General features: G+C 51.9%; 12 protein-coding genes. 5 read left to right on the top strand and 7 right to left on the bottom strand.

Annotation, left to right across the window (positions count from 1 at the left end; translation table 11 throughout):
- Positions 1–420: 420 nt before the first annotated feature.
- Both SIB66_RS01520 and SIB66_RS01515 read right to left on the bottom strand, forming a co-directional pair.
- Positions 421–2,223, bottom strand: a complete 1,803-nt coding sequence (locus tag SIB66_RS01520) for a hypothetical protein (protein ID WP_063421915.1) — start codon at positions 2,221–2,223, stop codon at positions 421–423.
- A 2-nt stretch (positions 2,224–2,225) separates the two neighbouring features.
- Positions 2,226–3,467 carry a hypothetical protein gene (locus SIB66_RS01515; RefSeq protein WP_063407349.1) on the bottom strand — a complete coding sequence of 414 codons (1,242 nt, stop codon included), beginning with the start codon at positions 3,465–3,467 and terminating at the stop codon, positions 2,226–2,228.
- Positions 3,468–3,521: 54 nt separating this feature from the next.
- Here SIB66_RS01515 and SIB66_RS01510 point away from each other — a divergent pair, with 54 nt between their 5' ends.
- The 4 genes from SIB66_RS01510 to kdsB all read left to right on the top strand — a co-directional run bounded on the left by SIB66_RS01510 (position 3,522) and on the right by kdsB (position 8,944).
- Positions 3,522–5,930 (top strand): UvrD-helicase domain-containing protein, encoded by a 2,409-nt coding sequence (locus SIB66_RS01510; protein ID WP_063407348.1) that lies wholly within the window; start codon positions 3,522–3,524, stop codon positions 5,928–5,930.
- Between the two features lie 10 nt (positions 5,931–5,940).
- Positions 5,941–6,798 (top strand): sulfotransferase, encoded by an 858-nt coding sequence (locus tag SIB66_RS01505; RefSeq protein ID WP_063407681.1) that lies wholly within the window; start codon positions 5,941–5,943, stop codon positions 6,796–6,798.
- Positions 6,799–7,409: 611 nt separating this feature from the next.
- Positions 7,410–8,123 (top strand): glycosyltransferase, encoded by a 714-nt coding sequence (locus SIB66_RS01500; RefSeq protein ID WP_063407347.1) that lies wholly within the window; start codon positions 7,410–7,412, stop codon positions 8,121–8,123.
- Positions 8,124–8,128: 5 nt separating this feature from the next.
- A complete protein-coding gene (gene kdsB / locus SIB66_RS01495) occupies positions 8,129–8,944 on the top strand; it encodes a 3-deoxy-manno-octulosonate cytidylyltransferase (protein ID WP_063407680.1) in 816 nt (271 codons plus the stop codon).
- A 117-nt stretch (positions 8,945–9,061) separates the two neighbouring features.
- Here the strand turns inward: kdsB and SIB66_RS01490 are convergent, their stop codons facing one another.
- The 3 genes from SIB66_RS01490 to SIB66_RS01480 all read right to left on the bottom strand — a co-directional run bounded on the left by SIB66_RS01490 (position 9,062) and on the right by SIB66_RS01480 (position 11,449).
- Entirely contained in the window at positions 9,062–9,664 is a 603-nt protein-coding gene (locus SIB66_RS01490; protein WP_236073847.1) for a sulfotransferase family protein, read from the bottom strand.
- A 148-nt stretch (positions 9,665–9,812) separates the two neighbouring features.
- A complete protein-coding gene (locus tag SIB66_RS01485; protein ID WP_063407346.1) occupies positions 9,813–10,409 on the bottom strand; it encodes a KdsC family phosphatase in 597 nt (198 codons plus the stop codon).
- The gene (locus SIB66_RS01480) at positions 10,406–11,449 is read right to left on the bottom strand and encodes a KpsF/GutQ family sugar-phosphate isomerase (RefSeq protein ID WP_063407345.1); all 1,044 of its coding nucleotides are present in this window, start codon (positions 11,447–11,449) and stop codon (positions 10,406–10,408) included. Before SIB66_RS01480 ends, SIB66_RS01485 begins: the two co-directional genes overlap by 4 nt.
- Between SIB66_RS01480 and SIB66_RS01475 the strand changes: the two genes are divergently transcribed.
- Positions 11,448–12,707: a CCA tRNA nucleotidyltransferase gene (locus tag SIB66_RS01475; RefSeq protein ID WP_063421917.1), complete on the top strand. Its 1,260-nt coding sequence runs from the start codon at positions 11,448–11,450 to the stop codon at positions 12,705–12,707. The genes SIB66_RS01480 and SIB66_RS01475 overlap by 2 nt on opposite strands.
- Positions 12,708–12,924: 217 nt before the next feature.
- On the opposite strand, the gene selD is transcribed toward SIB66_RS01475, so the two are convergent.
- Both selD and SIB66_RS01465 read right to left on the bottom strand, forming a co-directional pair.
- Positions 12,925–15,117, bottom strand: coding sequence for a selenide, water dikinase SelD (gene selD / locus SIB66_RS01470; protein ID WP_063407343.1), 2,193 nt, complete (start codon positions 15,115–15,117; stop codon positions 12,925–12,927).
- Positions 15,118–15,191: 74 nt separating this feature from the next.
- Positions 15,192–16,523, bottom strand: a complete 1,332-nt coding sequence (locus tag SIB66_RS01465; RefSeq protein WP_063407342.1) for a sugar transferase — start codon at positions 16,521–16,523, stop codon at positions 15,192–15,194.
- Positions 16,524–16,577 lie beyond the last annotated feature (54 nt).

Below are 16,577 nucleotides of genomic sequence, written 5' to 3'. Positions count from 1 at the left end.
ACTCCTTCGTTTCATTGTGAAATTGCCATGCAAGGCTTTGCTGGCTAGTATTTTTTAGTCTAGTTAGCAATGCTTTCTTTTCTGGTTTGAGCATATGAGGATGTAGCGCACTGTCAATCATCAAAGCATTACTTTTGCTTTTTATGAGACAAATAATGGTTGTTGACGTCTTCCGAGTCGAATTGCTCAGTTACATTGGCTTTGGCTTTTTGGCTATGTCTGGATCGTTGTATTCTGGAATATAAGTGTTGAAATTATAACGAAGAAAGCCTGTCGATTCTATTTGCTGTAGGCATTGCATGAAAAAATACAAAAGATCAAGGTGCGAGTAAATTGTTTATGAATAAGATGTTGATACTAAGTGCACTTTTTAATGCCAATCTATGATTGGACATGAAGTAAGTGATTTAAATCAACCTTTTAGCGCTTTATATAAATTCTGCCGTTCTTGAGATTTTCTGCGTATTCGTAAATGGGCACAAAGCCGTCAATATTGATGCCAAATTCTTTTATCCGGTGGCGACCAGTATCAAGGTCTAAGAAAAAATCACCTATTTGTGGTTCATGGAAGCCACCCTTGCCAACTCCGTCAACGATTAAATATTCTTTTGTATCTTCGTTGAGGTAAATAAGTCGATCATATTTCAATTGTTTTAAGTGACTGAATCGCCGGAACCATGATTTGGAGAAAATAACGTTCACTGGTTGGCCTGTTTCGCGTGCTGCGCGCAAGATTTCATCAGATTTTTTGTATGTGGCTGCCCATGATCGCTGTGTCATGGTCATATCTTTGATGCGGTGATAAAAAGTGTTTGGAAACATATGCTCACCGTATATAATTGCAACACTCAAAAATGTTCCTGCAAAACCTGTTTTGTTAGGGCCAATGCTTTTTTCTAACCATGGCTTGATGCACGATTGCCATGCAATGAGGATGTCGATGACAGCAACAAAATGTATTGGCAGTGCCATATAGTTGCTGGAGCGGTATCCAACAAAGTAATAAAGAGCGAGTACATATGCAAGTGCTCCAAAATTTGCGCCGTCGACTGGATTTGGAGTCTCCTTTTTCTTGAGAATTTGAAAAGACCTAATCGCTGTATAGATGGAAAGAATGAAGAGGCGTAAATCTGGCTCAAAACGTACAAATTTTAGTTCGGCGTCGTAGCGATCTTCGCCTACATATAAGCTAGGCAGGTAGCTTAAGTATGCAAAGCATATTATAAAGAATAGAGCCAGGCTCATAATGGCTAGTTCTGCTTTGTACGCTGAAACCCAACCTTTAAATGAAGTTTCGCTGGGCTTAGGCATGTTTGTGACTAGGCCTATATTGCCCAGCACAAGCGTTACTGCTGCAGGTGAAAGAAATAAAAGTATTGCGGTGTCTTTGAAGAAAATACCAATTAAGGCGCATGCTATCGCGATATTTCGCGATAGAATTTGCTTTGTGAACTTATAATTTATGTATGCATAAAGGTGGCCAGCAAATAAAAGAGTTACAATGCGCTCGCTGTAAATAAATTGAAAATAACTGTAGGCACTTGGGGCTATGAATATAAATAAAATTGCAAACATCACGATTGCTTCGCGCCCTTGTTTATGCTTCGCGCTGAGGCCAGCAATTTTGGCACCAAGTATTACTGTGGCGATCATTTGTGCCACATTAAAAATCATCCAGATCTTTGGATATGGTGTTAACCAACTGAGGATTTGTAGGTCCTGGAAGGCCAAGGGGTAAAAGCGAAAATCGTTTCGAGACATGGTTTCTCGAAATAGATTCATTCGTAACGAGAAATTATCAAGCAGGTAGCCTGCCTGGATATCGTCAAACCAGCCGATGATTTCTTTATAAAACCAGCTGGCTTCGCTCACCATGAAAAAGGCGCAAGCGGTGAAAATCACCGTGGCAAATGGGTGCTGAGATACTGCTTTCCATGCTCTGTGCCGCTTGAGTGGTTTGCCTCGCGACGAATGCGGATCTCTGGATGCTTTCTGACGTGTTTGATTCAGCAGCCAGGCCAGTATTGCTGCAAGAGCCAATAAGAAAAGACCATGACTGGCTATGTTGTAAGTCAAGGTTATGGCTAGCCCTTCCTCGGATCGTGGATTGGGCCAGAGGTCGCGATTTGCTTCGACCCATTGTTGAGCGACAAATGCAAGGGTCAGCAGGGCAGCAAAAAAGCTTGCCATCCAGACAATTAATGGATGTTTTGACTTTGACATTTCTATTTAACAGTTGTTTCGGAATCGGTTCGGACCAGGCTCATTGAAAGTGCAAGGCCGGTCAGTGCTGCTCCTACAAAGCTTCCTAGATAAGCGGGTGTTGTCAAATTGCAGAGTACGACTGTTAACAGGCTTCCCATCCCTGCCTCGGACCAGGAGCAGTGCAGTCGGCATGGGTGTGTGATCGACTTCATGTCCTCCGTTCGTTGACTCAAAAGACTGCGGATCAATAGAGTTAGTAATAGCCCTATGGCAAGCACACCCAACAGACCATGTTGTCCGATTAATTGGATTAGGCTGCTGTCTGCAGATTGATTGTTGCAGGCATTAACCATGTTTTCCAGGTTGTATCCAATGCCATGGACGATCTTTCCATTCCCTGCAAAAATAGAATTTTGAAGCCAACATTGCCAGAAGCTCAGTCTGAGTTTTTCGCTGGCCATTCCTGCTCCTATATCAGGCTGAATTGCAGTGGCCCAAATAGCGACGGCGATCAACCCGGCCGTGGCTGAAGTAATCCATGTTTGTATGCGTCGAGCTGAGCGATTTGGAATGTAATCCTTGATGCAAATGGCGAATGCTGCCATGGCTGCGATTAGGGGCACTCCAGCTGCCATGCGTGAGCCTGTCTGTAGGCAAAGTGCATAACCGCTGATGCACCCCAGGGTATGAATCACCTTTGCGATTGGTTGATAATCTCTTCTTAAACCGTAAAAACATAGAATTGTGGTGAGTGCAATAACAGATGCCAATGCATTCACTCTTCCAAATCCTAGTTCGAAAATTTGATTATTGACTGCGGTAAGCCAATTGTCGCTACTTCCAGCTGGGTATCCTGAAGATGCAATCCAGATCAATTTTGTATTGATCAATAAGACCGAGCAGCTGATCCAGCGCAGAAGACGTGTCCAGTCGTCAATGAGATAAGTCGCTCCGACGCTAAGAGCGGCGGCGATCAAGATGTAATAGGAAGCACCTGGATGGTCGTCAAGTCGGATGATTGTTCTTGCCTGAAAAAAAACAAGGCTAGAGATCACAATCTGAGAGAGGTTCTGTTGTCGCCAATTCCTTTGATTCCGATCATGAAATATTTGTATGCAGCATCGAAGGCCGATCCAGGCGGTCAGCAGGCCCAGCGTCCATGCGTGGTTGCTTCGTTCAAGTCCGAGAAAAAGACTGGCGGCGAAAAGAGCATCAAGCGGCCTTGTTTCATGTGCGAACCGGATCAGGCGGTTGCGGTGCATTCCTTTCCTGTTTTGGTAATACCGAATTTAAGGTGAGCCCAAATCGGATGTTTGATGAGTTTCCTGGCTGGCCTCAATGACGCTCAGCGAAGGGCGGTGGATCATCACGAGGGCCCGTTGTTGTTGGTGGCCGGTGCGGGCAGCGGCAAAACGCGAGCTCTGACCCATCGCATCGCCCATCTCATCGGCGAACACGGAGCCGATCCGTCTCAGATCCTTGCGGTGACTTTCACCAATAAGGCGGCCCGGGAGATGAAGGAGCGTCTTGAGCTGTTGCTGGCTCAGCGTCTGGCGCAGAGTCAGTTTGGGCAGCCCTGGAGCACCCTGCCGCCTGTGGAGCAGCGTCAGCTGCGCTCCCGCATCTACCAAGAGGTGACCAAGGAGCTGTGGATCGGTACTTTCCATGCCCTATTCGCGCGAATGTTGCGTTACGACATCGACAAGTTCAAAGACAAGGAGGGTCTCACCTGGACGAAGCAGTTCTCGATTTACGACGAGGCTGATGCCCAGAGTTTGGTTAAGGAGATTGTGACTCAGGAGCTACAGCTCGATCCCAAGCGCTTTGAGCCTAAGAAGGTGCGCTGGGCAATTAGTAACGCTAAAAATCAAGGCTGGTTTCCTGATCAATTGGCAGCACAGGTCGATGGTCAGCGAGGCAAGCTCACGGTTGAGACGTATCGGCGTTATCGCAAGGCATTAGCGGCGAACAACGCTCTTGATTTTGATGACCTGCTGTTGTTGCCCGTCCAGTTACTTCAGCAGAACGAGCAGATACGACGTTATTGGCACAATCGTTTTCGACATGTGTTGGTTGATGAATACCAAGACACCAATCGCACTCAGTACGAGTTGATCAAGTTGTTGGTTACCGATGGTCGGGAACCTGAAACCTTTGAGGATTGGCAGGGCCGTTCAGTTTTTGTGGTCGGCGATGCAGATCAAAGCATCTACAGCTTCCGTGCGGCTGACTTCACGATCTTAATGGGCTTTCAGGACGACTTTGGCGACAAAGCATCAGACGATGCCACTCGCACCATGGTGAAGTTGGAGGAGAATTATCGCTCTACCTCAACAATTCTGGAGGCAGCTAATGCTTTGATCGCTAACAATACAGAGAGGATTGACAAGGTATTGCGAGCTACCCGTGGCGAGGGGGAGTTGATCACTCTTACCCGCTGTGACGATGAGATCGCAGAAGCTGAAGCTGTAGTGCATCGAATGCGCATGCTGGAAGCTGCTCATCCAGAATTTCGCTGGGGCGATGTGGCAGTGTTGTACCGCACCAATGCCCAGTCAAGGGCGATTGAGGAGTCGCTGGTGCGTTGGCGTATTCCTTACATTGTCGTGGGCGGATTACGTTTTTATGACAGGCGTGAAATCAAGGATGTTTTGGCCTATTTACGCTTATTGGTCAACCCCGCCGATACGGTGAGCCTGCTCAGAGTCATCAATGTGCCCAAGCGAGGCATTGGCAAGACCACCTTGCAGAGACTTACTGATGCTGCCAATCAACTTGGGATTCCTTTGTGGGATGTGGTGAGTGATGCCGAAGCAGTGCGCTCACTAGGAGGCAGATCGGCGAAGGGGTTGTTGCAGTTCTGTGAATTGATCAATGACTTGCAACGCTCGATTCAAGATCAGATTCCTTCGGAGCTGATTCAACAGGTGATGGAGAAGAGTGGCTATATCAGTGAGCTGATCGCTGAAGCTACCGATGAGGCAGAGGAGAGGCGACGCAATTTGCAAGAACTTGTGAATGCTGCTTTGCAATACCAGGAAGAAAATGAAGAGGGCAATCTTGAGGGCTTCTTAGCCTCCGCTGCGTTGGCGAGCGATGCTGATAGCAAGGATACGGCTGCTGATCGGGTGACGTTAATGACCTTGCATAGCAGTAAGGGGCTGGAGTTTCCCTTGGTCTTTCTGGTTGGTATGGAGCAGGGGCTTTTCCCTAGCTATCGCTCCCTTGATGATCAATCCTCTTTGGAGGAAGAACGACGCCTTTGCTATGTGGGGATGACGCGTGCCAAAGAACGTTTGTTTTTGTCTCATGCCAGTGAGCGAAGACTTTGGGGTGGCATGCGACAGCCTGCTGTTCCCTCACTATTTCTTGCTGAGTTGCCCGAGGGTTTGGTGCAGGGTGATCTCCCTCAAATTGGTGGTGTGGCATTACGGCGTGAGCGACGGCTTGACCGTTTGACGCGGGTTGATCGCGATGACAATCAAAGGATCAAAGCCGGTGGTGTGAGCGGAGCCCCTAGCAATGCAGTGCGGCGGCGGCAGGCTGGGCCTGCTCCAGGCAAGGCATGGGTCGTGGGCGACCGGGTCGTGCATTCCAGTTTTGGCGAAGGGGAGATTACCCATACCTTCGGGAGTGGCGAAAAAGTGTCGATTGCTGTCAAGTTTGCTGGTATGGGGCCAAAGATTCTTGATCCACGTTTGGCCCCGATTGAGCCTTTGGAGTAGGCCTGAGGTGATGGCATGTAAAAAACTTCTCCTGATCCGTGGCCTGGGCCATAGCGGCACCACCATTCTCGATTTGGCGTTGGGGAGCCACCCACGCATGATCGGACTGGGAGAGGCTCTACGCATTTTGCGGACTCCTTTACCAGGTGAGGAGCAACGTGGTCCTGCTCGTCTTAGGGCTGAATTGCGCCATCAGCGTTTGTGTACTTGTGGCAGAACCGCTTCGAGCTGTCCGGTTTGGGGGCCTTTGCTCGAATGGTTACCTGCACACGACCATTTCCCCCTTGTTGAGAAGTTGCAGCAGCTGCTTGCTGAAGTTGACCATCATGTCAAGCAGCAGGGGGATGCAATTGAGTGGATAGTGGAGTCCTATCAGGACGACATGGTGTTGCCGTTTGTTGATGATCCGGCCCTTGAAATTCGTATCCTTTATCTCACCAGAGATGTACGTAGCTGGGTCCATTCCCGCTCCCGGGATGGTCGTCATAAGAAGCATTGGCTACCTGGCCTTCAGCCGCTGCTGCGCTGGTGTCGGGTGAATGCTCGTCAGGACCGATTGCTGCAGGCCAGCGGGCGCCCGGTGTTTCGGCTCGGTTACGAGCAGTTGGCGCTTGACCCTGAGACGAGTCTTCGGCGGCTCTGTTCCTGGCTGGAAATCCCTTTCGATGAGCAAATGCTCCAGCCAGCGCAACATTCCACGAGTCACATCCTTGCGGGCAATCGGATGCGTTTTGATGCCAAGCGTGGAGCATCGATCCGTTACGACGGTGCTTGGATGGGCCACTCGTCGAGTTTGGTTCAGCTGGCCTTGCTGTTGCCATGGGTGAGGCAATTAAACCAGAGACTTGTGTATTCAAGAGATCATTAGTTGAATAATTAGAGTGGGTCGATGTGAAGATTTGAGTAGAATGAGCTGTTGGTTTTGTATTAATGATGGCGATAAATTCTTCCGTTCTTGAGTTCAGGTTTAAATTGGTAGATTTGCCTGTATGGGCCCAAGTCGATATTGTACTTCTCGATTTTTTATCTGTGTCGATATCGAGGGAAAATCCCCTGGCCTTGGAGAGTAGTTTTTGCCTTGGTTGATGCCTGAAATGATCGTATGAGTGAGATTGTCGACGTCGAACAAGACAATACGGTCATGAGGTATTTGTGTCAGGTAGTGAGAGTGCTGGAACCAGGACTTTGAGAAAAATTATATTAATCGGCTCCCCTTTTTTCCTTGTTTTTAGAGTGATGCGTTTCATTGCATCGTAAGTGCCATGCCAGGAGCGTTGCCATTCTCGAATGGAAGATATGACTTTTAGATGCGCTTCCTGCTGCTCGCTGGTTGGGCTTCATTGTTTTTGTCATCATGCTCAAGTCATAGCCCTATGACGTTGAATTTTGTTGCGCCTGATTCGGCTTGGGTTTCTGCACCATTGAGTTGTTGAGATGAGAAAGGTCTACGCTCATTTTTATGAGCGAAACATTTGAGTCATGACCTCGCCGATACCGATTTATATCGGTTACGACCCGCGTGAAAGAGCTGCGACCAATGTTTTGATCGACAGTCTTTACCAGCACAGCTCGATGCCGCTGGCAATAACCCCTTTGGTCACTCCTCAGCTGGAAGGCCAGGGCTTGTTTCGGCGGGAGCGCGATCCGAAGCAAAGCACGGCATTTTCCTTCACGAGGTTTCTTGTGCCGAAGCTTATGGGTTATCAAGGCTGGGCGATTTTTATGGACTGCGACATGCTCTGCCGTGGTGATATCGCGGAGCTATGGTCCCAGCGCGATGAACAGATGGCTGTGATGTGCGTGAAGCATGAGCATGAGCCAGGAGAAACGAAGAAATTCTTGGGTGAGGTTCAGAGCCCCTACCCGAAAAAGAACTGGAGCTCGCTAATGATGCTGAATTGCAGTCGTTGCACTGCTCTAACCGTCGATTATGTGAGTACGGCCACGGGGCTTGATTTGCATCGTTTTCACTGGCTTGCCGGTGATCATGAGATTGGAGCCATTGAGGGTGGGCTTTGGAACCACTTGGTTGCTGTTCAGGAGTATCCTGAGCTTTCGGTTGGGCAGTCACGACCCCAGTTACTGCATTGGACTTTGGGCGGGCCATGGTTCCGCGAACAGCGCACGATGGGTGGTGCCTTAGCGGCTGAATGGTTTAGTGCTCGTGATGATGCGATGAAGCTTTGGGATTAATGCCGATGGGAGTTCAACGCAGTGTCGTGGCTGTGCCTGCAAGGCTTGCATCATCGCGATTGCCCAATAAGGTTCTGGCAGATATCGGCGGGATGCCAATGCTGCAGCGTGTTCTTGAGCGCTGCAGTCAGGCTCATGGGCCAAATGCAGTTGTCCTTTGCACGGATAGTGATCGATTGAAAGAGATGGCGGAAGACTGGGGTTTCCCGGTGTTGATGACTTCGGCTTCATGCAGTTCAGGTAGCGAAAGAATTGCTTCGGTTGCCGATCATTTGGTTGCCATGGCCTGGGATGAGCAAGCTGCTGGTTGGGATCAGCAGCAGCAGCAACAGCGGTTGGCTATGACTGCAGTAATCAATGTGCAAGGGGATCAGCCGTTCTTGGACCCTGCGGTGGTGACGACAATGGCGATGGAGTTCGAGCAGAGAGAGATTGTTCCAGCTGTGATAACTCCGGTTTACCGACTCAAGCCCGAGACCATCCATAACCCCAATGTGGTTAAGACCTTATTGGCTATTGACGGCCGAGCACTTTATTTTTCTCGCTCGGCGATTCCGCATGTGCGCGATGTGGACCCTTTGGATTGGCATCGCCATGCCACCTACTGGGGGCATGTGGGGATGTATGGCTTTCGAGGAGATGTGTTGGCCTGCTGGTCAGGTATGCCGCCTTCGCCTTTGGAAGCTCTTGAACGTCTAGAGCAATTGCGATTGATTGAAGCTGGTCATACGATTTCCACCTTTGCAGTTGAGGGGACATCCCTTTCAGTGGATACGGTTGAGCAGTTGGAAGAAGCTAGGGAATGTGCCTTGAAATCTTGACAGTGAAGCCAGGCTGAATGGCATTTATTAGTCTCTGCTCCAAGTTGCAGATGTTGACCATATTGATTCAATATTGACATTCGGCAATTGATTTTTGACTGCATAGTAGATAGGCGATTACCACAGCCCTAGCTGCTCTATAATATTTTCTGGCATGAGAGCATTTGTAGCACTTACATTGATCTTTTGTCCCCAGCGTGGCTCTTTGTAGTTAATGTTTAGGAATTTGCATAGGTTCGCGTAAGTTTTCTGTGTGAACAATATTTCGTAGAAGCTGATGAAGCAGTTTTCGTGAGCAAAGGCTTCGTCTAGGGAGCCCAAAGTCTGCGCGTAATTACTGCGAATCGAGACTCGTTTTGGCAGTTTGTTAACAAGAGACCGAAGGGCTTCTATCTCTTGCGATGGGTCTTTTTGTCCGCGTTTACGCAGTTTCATGCGTTGGCTGGAAATCACTCGTTCAATGGGGTCACTCATCAGAAAAACCGGTCGAACAGGAATCCCGCGTTGCGTCAATTCACGTTTGATTGTCATCAGGGTATTGGCGCTTAGGCATGAATAGGAGGGGGTAATGTCTCCGGTTAGGTTGATATGAGGTTGGCTTAGCAGATTGTAAAAGTAGTCGTAATAGCGCCCAGTACCCTTGAAGAAGCGTTGGCGACGCCAAGTGCGTGGCTTGAGCCATGAACCTTGTTGTTGTCTGTAGCGGACTAGCTTTGGCATAGTGAATACATCGTGGATGTGAAACTCTTTGCAGAAGCTAAAATTTGCATCGGCTCTGTTATGTAGCTGTAGATGGAGTCACGATGTGCCGGCTTTTTGCGCGCCAACCCCGAGAAGGAAGACCCCTTGTTGTGTCGTCGAGTTTGTTTTAGTCATTGCGGTCCTTCCAGCCTTTCTTGCGCAGTTGATGCCATTGACCACGGGCTTTTAGTAGGCGTTCTGCGAGTTCTCGCACGGCACCATGCCCCCCACGGTGCTGGAGTACGGCATCGGCTTGAGATCGAAGGGGCCGACAGGCATCCGCAGGGGCTAGCAAGAGCTTGACCAGAGGGCGCACGATGAGGTCATTGAGGTCGTCGCCGACAAATGCGGTGTTTAATTGCGACAGGTTGAGCTGTTGCTGCAGTTCTGCGAGTGCTGCGGTTTTGTCTTTGATGCCAACGAAATAGTGCTGAATGCCGAGCTGCTTGGCGCGCGCCTCGGTCGCTCCTCCTTTTCCACCACTCAGCAAGGCCAGTGTCAGCCCTTCTTGTTGGAGCAGTCGTAGTCCCAGTCCATCGCGCACATCAAATCGCTTTTGCAGTTCGCCGTGAGCATCAAGCCATAGCCCACCATCGGTAAGGACTCCATCAACATCCATCACCAGTAGATCGATGGAAGCTAATGCCTTCCACTGCAGTCGCCATTGCAGCTCTCGGTTCCAGTAACGGGGGTGGGTTCGAGAGATCAGGGTGGTGCCGCTCATGTCAGCCCTGCTTGAATCAGATCATGAAGCCGTAGTAGTCCGAGCAACAGATTGCCTGAGCTATCAGGGCCTACGACGGGCAGTACTGAGATGGGTTTGCGACGGTTGCATTCCATTTGTTTGATCGCTTCGACTGCGAGCAGATCAGCGTCCACGGTGATTGGATCGGCTGTCATCAGCTCTGCAGCACTGAGGCTGGCCCAATTCTCGGCACTGTGATCACGTAGGGCGCGGCGTAGATCACCATCGGTAATGAGGCCCAGCAGCAGTCCGGCGGTGGAGGGGTCTTCCACCCAGCCACTACCAATACCATCTTGGGTCAGCTTGCAGATCACTTCTTGCATACTGGTGTTGGGGTGTAGTGGCTGGAGCTTTTCAACTGGCACCATTAGGTCCGAAGCGGTGAGGGTGAGCTGTTTGCCGAGCGAACCGGCTGGGTGGTTGAACGCGAAGTCTGCAGGTGAGATGTTGCGACGTTCCATCCATATCGCAGCAAGGGCATCACCGATCGCCATGGCCACCGCTGTGCTGGCGGTGGGGGCAAGATTCAACGGACACACTTCTCGATCAACACTTGCTTCAAGTACCACGTCACTACCGCGTGCAAGCGATGAGTCGGGCTTGCCAACCAGAGCGATGCGAGCGGTGCCACGTCGTTTGAGGTGGGGAAGCACTTCTAACAGTTCAGCAGTCTCACCGCTGTTGGAGAGCAGTAGGCAGACGTCCTCTTGGGCGACCACTCCCAGATCGCCATGCATTGCATCGAGGGGGTTTAGGTAAAGGGCCATTAGGCCGATAGAGGAAAAGGTGGCAGCGATTTTGCGTGCAACGATGCCGCTTTTGCCTACGCCGGTGATCACCAATTTGGCGCGTTGATCACCACAGCGTTCAAGCAAGATCAATGCCTTTTCTACCTGGCTGCTGCTCAGTCGTTCGGCAGCGACGGCGATGGCGGCAGCCTCTTCCTGCAGGCAGCGGGTGAGGGCAGACAAACTGTAAGTTCGTGATGATGCGGTAATTCTCCTGCATACCACCGCCATGGAGAGTCTGGTGAAGTCAGAGCCTGGATTTGATGGACCAGGTTTGCCAATGGGTTTGTTGGCGGTACTGCAGCAAGTTGCGTCAGAGGTTGGGATTAAACGACTTGCCTTGGTGGGTGGTGCGGTTCGAGATGGCCTGTTGCATCGGGTTCATTTTGATCCCTGGCGAGGTTTGCCTGATCTTGATCTGGTGGTGGAGGGTTCAGCGGTGGTTTTAGCTAAGGCGCTTCGCCGTCATTTAGGGCCAGAGCAGTTGCCGCAGCTGCGTGTGCATGGGGTTTACGGAACGGTAGAACTTGTGGTTGATGGGGTCTTGCTTGATTTAGCCACTGCTCGGCAAGAAACCTATGCATCTCCTGGACAAAACCCGCAGGTCACTGAGGGGCATCTCGAAGAAGACTTAGCCCGAAGGGACTTCACGGTGAATGCCATGGCTTGGGAGTTGCCAGGGATGACCTTGTTGGATCCCCATGATGGCTGGGCAGCTTTAGCCATGCGTCAGCTGGTTTTTTTACATTCAAACAGTGTCGCGGATGATCCGACGCGAGTCTTGCGAGGGGCCCGTTATGCGGCCCGGCTTGGTTTTGTTTTGGCGCCTGAGGCTCTTGCTCAGGTGCGCTCCACTCTTCAATCCTGGCCTTGGGCTTGGCGTCCTGGCGAAGCGCCGAAGCTGGCACCGCCAGCTCTTTCCACGCGGTTGCGCATGGAGCTGGAGTTGTTATTGGAAAGGGAGCCTTGGCAGAAGGCAGTGGCTCATTTGCAGGACTGGGGAGCTCTGGTGTTACTTGATGAGGGCCTTCAGGCTGATCAAAACTGGCATCGTCGAATGCGCTGGGCCTGGCGTTTGGAGCTGCCGTTGCTGACAGCATTGGTGGCCGGAGCTGCGGATCCTCTGGCTATGGCAGAACGCTTGCAGTTGCCACAATTGCAGCAAAGGTTGTTGGCGGAAGCGGCCGAATTGCAGATTTTGTTGGCTTCGCTAGAGGTCGCTGAGAGTTTGTCGACGTGGTCGCCCGCTCGCTGGTGCGAAACCCTGGAGAGCAATGGTTGGCAGCCAGAGGCGGTTGCTCTTTGCGTTTGCTTGGGTGTCCCGATGTGGCGACCCTTGCTGCGTTGGTGGGGGCGTTGGCGGCAGGTGAAGTCTCCTGTATCGGCACAGGCTTTGATTGATCAGGGCTGGCGACCCGGTCCGGCTTTGGGGGCCGAATTACAGCGGCTCAGGCTGGAGCTGATCGATCAGCAGGTGGCGTTGAGGTGATGTTGTTCTGGCGGCGCTTTGGGCTGGGAGTAGTGGTCCTGACCAATCAATGCGTTGTCGGCTTAAGCCCCCCTGTTCAAGAGAGCTGAACAAGGTGGGTATACATGTCGGGAGGATGGCCCACAGATTGAGTACAAGCGCGTGATGCGTTGCACGCTGATGACGTCCAGTGTCGTTGACTCTCAGTAGCGAACTTTAATTGAAGGAGCAGCAACCACTACATCGGCTGAACCTGGCCGATGCGTTGCCAAGGCCCATCCCTGAGAAGTTCTGAGGCGATCTTGGTTGAACAGGCCAGGAGTAATGGGCCGCAGGTTTGTGGATCCACCATGAGTTCGAGCAGTGCCTGGTGGTGTTCACTGCCTGGTGTTACATCGTTCAGTTCGATTTCGATCGGTGGGGATTCGCTGTTGATGCTTGGATTGAGCAAGCGCCAGTTGCGGCGATTGGCTGGGGCCAGGGTGCTCGAATAGCCAGCTTTGAGTAGTGGTAGAGCACCCTGCAGGGAGGGAATGGCGGCGGCTTCGAGGATGAGACGTAGAGGTTGTAGCCCTGCTCTATGGCGTTGGTGATTGCTTGCCCTGAGCATTTCACCGAGATGGCCCAGTAGTCCGAAGCCGGTGATGTCGGTACATGCATGAATGGTTTGCATTCCTGTATGTCTTTCTTCAAGGCTGCGCAGCGCTTTCAGGAGGTTGTGCTGGCTAATTGTCATCTGCGCAAGTGCAGCGTCGAGATCCTCTGGGTGAGCTTCTCCTGCCATGGCTGCAGCAAAGATCACACCGCTGCCTATGGGGCGGCTGAGCAGCAGGACATCTCCCGATTGCAGCTTGCCTTTGCTCCAAGGCACACGCCCAGAAGCCATCTTGCCGTTAACGCTAAGGGTGAGCTGGATACCAAGATTGATTGGTTGGGGCGGAATGCTGCGGGCTTCGAGGGTATGCCCTCCAATTAATTTGGCGCCTTGCGGTTCGAGGGTTGATTGGATTCCTTTGAGCGTTTGGACCAACAATTCTTGTTGAAGTTCAGAGGACACCTTGGGCAGGGTGATGACAGCCTGTGCAGAGATCACATCGGCACCACTGGCCCAAAGATCTGAGCAGGCATGCAGTGTGGTTAAGCGACCATTAAGCCAGGGGTCGCTGATCAGTGCAGGGAAACCATCGACACTTTGCAGCAAGCTGTCGCCTGATGATGTGCTGGCAATCAAGGCAGCGTCCTCAGGTTGTTGCCCAAGAGCTTCTAGTCCTGCCTGCTTTAGGGCATGGTTTAAAGGCTTCTCAGCCAGTTTGGCTGCGCAACCTCGGCAAGCCATGCTCTCCTGTCGCTTGAGAACTCCGCTCATGTTTGGGAGTTTGTTAAAGCTACCCATGAAGCGCCGATCGATAGCTTCTTTCCAGTACCAAAGCCAGGGATGGGGCCCGATGATCAGGTTGCCCCAAAAAGCCCAGGCGGTGAACCTTCCTGAGGTCAGCTGACCTCCCAGTATTTGCAAGGCAAGCTGTTGTGGTTGCCATGGACGGGTCGGTTGTCTACGGCTGAGCCGCTCTAAGTTTTGGGCAAGAGGCTTTGCGGCTTGCACGGCCCATACACCTGCGGCTGGCCGCTGGGCCTTATCAATCACCGCACAGTCTCCGACGGCGAAGCAGTGAGGATGGTTGATAACTTGAAGTGTCTTAGTGGTGAGCACACGTCCAAAGGGATCCACGGGAAAGCCACTGGTAGCAAGCCAAGCGGGGGCTTGGCTGCCAGTGCAGAGCAGGGCGGGTCCACTCAAGGGGGTTCCGCTTGGCACTACTACGATTGCGGCCTTGGCGAGGGCTTGTTTTAGAGCTGGTCTGGGTTGCCCATGATGCGCTTGCAGATTTAAAGGGCGTTTGGGCCAGCGTTGACGAAGGGCGAGCGCTACTTCTACTCCCGCCAGGCCAGCCCCGATCACCGTCAGTGGTCTGGAATTATTGAGCAGCACCTGACTGTCTTGCTGTTCAAGCCATGCCAGAGCAGGCTCCAAAGGCTTGATTGGTATTGCCAATGCAGTCTGGCTTCGTTCAAGGTAAGGCCCCTTGTTGAAGGTTTCGGCGCCCACATCGAAACTAATTCGTTGAAAATGTATGGGAGGACGCTTGGCGAGGAGCAGGCGATTGTGGTGGGCCTCCACTGCTGTGATTTCGGCAATGATGAGTGCTACGCCAGCTCGGTCGGTGAGGCGACGGAGGTCGATCGCGATTTCACTGTGTCTGTAATGACCGGCAATGAGACCAGGCACCATGCCGGAGTAGAGGGTGGTGCTGTGGCGATTGATCAGGGTGATCAGTCCTGCAGGTCGGAGTTGGGGACGCATGGCCCAGCGACGCAGCATCAAGGCATGGCTATGTCCCCCCCCGGCCAGAACGAGGTGATCAGCCGTCATGGTTTATTAGCGCAGCATGGAGTTGAGGCTTGGCATTGCATTGGCAGTTGAACGTGTTGCCTGTGGCGAGATGTTCAACGACCACCCACCTTGAGCACCGTTTTAATTGTGCGTAGCAGGATCATGAGATCTAGCCAGCTACTGAAGTATTTGAGGTAATAGAGGTCGTAAGAGAGTTTGAGCTCTGAATCCTCAACACTTGCGGCATAGGGGGCGCATACCTGGGCCCAGCCGCTTAATCCCGGGCGCATCCAGTGGCGCTTGCGGTAGTGGGGAATGCTTTCTTCCAGTTCATGCTCTATTTCAGGACGTTCAGGTCGCGGTCCAATCAGGCTCATGTCACCACGCAGCACGTTGATGAGCTGAGGGAGTTCATCGAGGCGCGAGCGCCGCAGCCAGTTGCCTATTCGGGTAATGCGTGGGTCGCCTGGCATTGTCCAGCTGATGGGTGCATGAGGTGGTAGCACTTTCATCGTGCGGAGTTTCAGAACCATGAATGGTTGGCCTAACCAGCCGCTGCGTTCCTGGATGTAAAAGATCGGACCGCGATCTTCTAACCAGATCAGCAGGGCCGCAGGCAGCAGCAATAGCGGTGTCGTCACCGCCAACAGCAGTATTGCCAATACCACATCTGCTACTCGCTTGAGTTGGCGTTGAGGGCTGAACAACATGCTCCAGGGAATTTCGGCATAGCTCAGCCAGGCTTCGGGCAGCAGCTTTGGAGGCAGTCGTTCGAGTTGTCGCTCTGCAAGGGCGAGAGGTGTTGTCAGGTTGCATTCGCGGGGGTCGCGTTGCTCCAATCTTTCCAGTAATTTTTTGTACTCAGCGTGCTGCCTCAGGTTGGGTGATACCGCTATCACTAATGGCCCTCGTTGTTTTTCTACCTCTGCAGCAGATAGCCATTTAGGCATGAGTCGTGTGGGTGTTTTTCGCCAGGCCTGAAGGGTCTGATCTGCTTCCGTTTTGGAGGATAGAAGGATCAGCTTCGGCTCTTCAGCCTGAAGTCTCCCCTTGCGCAGAATGACTCGCACCAGGAGTGACCACAGTGTTGTTGGTAGCAGCCATGACATCTGGGTGCTGCGGTACACCAGCCAGATGTCTAGTGGTGGATTGATCACCCAGCGCAGGATCGCCACCAGCATCAATGTGGTCAGCAGGCAAAGCCCAAGGCGTTGGATCAGTGTCCAGCGGGGCAGATGGCGCCAGCTCAGCAGGGTGTATGTGCCCAATAGCCAGCCCAGTAGTAAATAGGCCGTGATTGTCGTCACCATCCAACCAAGCTGTCCCGTTAGCGGTTGTGACCAGATGCTTGATAATCCAGCCAGGACTCCCACTAGGCCAAGCAGATCTAGGCCTACACAAGTCAGCAAGTTGCGGCGAGGATCGCGCCAGGACAAGGGCATCACAGCGACTTGGTGACCTTAGGTCTGGTCTGGCTATGTGTTGGTCTTGGGGAACAA

Origin of the sequence: Prochlorococcus sp. MIT 1318, assembly GCF_047304505.1 — a bacterium.
In the GTDB taxonomy this organism is placed as follows: Bacteria; Cyanobacteriota; Cyanobacteriia; order PCC-6307; family Cyanobiaceae; genus Prochlorococcus; species Prochlorococcus marinus_D.
Note: the sequence above shows the minus strand (reverse complement) of the source record. Positions and strands in the feature narration are given on the sequence as shown.

Coding starts and splice junctions, on each gene's coding strand:
- SIB66_RS01520 (WP_063421915.1), bottom strand. CDS start 2,223: ATGTCAAAGTCAAAACATCCATTAATTGTCTGGATGGCAAGCTTTTTT.
- SIB66_RS01515 (WP_063407349.1), bottom strand. CDS start 3,467: ATGCACCGCAACCGCCTGATCCGGTTCGCACATGAAACAAGGCCGCTT.
- SIB66_RS01510 (WP_063407348.1), top strand. CDS start 3,522: ATGAGTTTCCTGGCTGGCCTCAATGACGCTCAGCGAAGGGCGGTGGAT.
- SIB66_RS01505 (WP_063407681.1), top strand. CDS start 5,941: ATGGCATGTAAAAAACTTCTCCTGATCCGTGGCCTGGGCCATAGCGGC.
- SIB66_RS01500 (WP_063407347.1), top strand. CDS start 7,410: ATGACCTCGCCGATACCGATTTATATCGGTTACGACCCGCGTGAAAGA.
- kdsB (WP_063407680.1), top strand. CDS start 8,129: ATGGGAGTTCAACGCAGTGTCGTGGCTGTGCCTGCAAGGCTTGCATCA.
- SIB66_RS01490 (WP_236073847.1), bottom strand. CDS start 9,664: ATGCCAAAGCTAGTCCGCTACAGACAACAACAAGGTTCATGGCTCAAG.
- SIB66_RS01485 (WP_063407346.1), bottom strand. CDS start 10,409: ATGAGCGGCACCACCCTGATCTCTCGAACCCACCCCCGTTACTGGAAC.
- SIB66_RS01475 (WP_063421917.1), top strand. CDS start 11,448: ATGGAGAGTCTGGTGAAGTCAGAGCCTGGATTTGATGGACCAGGTTTG.
- SIB66_RS01480 (WP_063407345.1), bottom strand. CDS start 11,449: ATGGCGGTGGTATGCAGGAGAATTACCGCATCATCACGAACTTACAGT.
- selD (WP_063407343.1), bottom strand. CDS start 15,117: ATGACGGCTGATCACCTCGTTCTGGCCGGGGGGGGACATAGCCATGCC.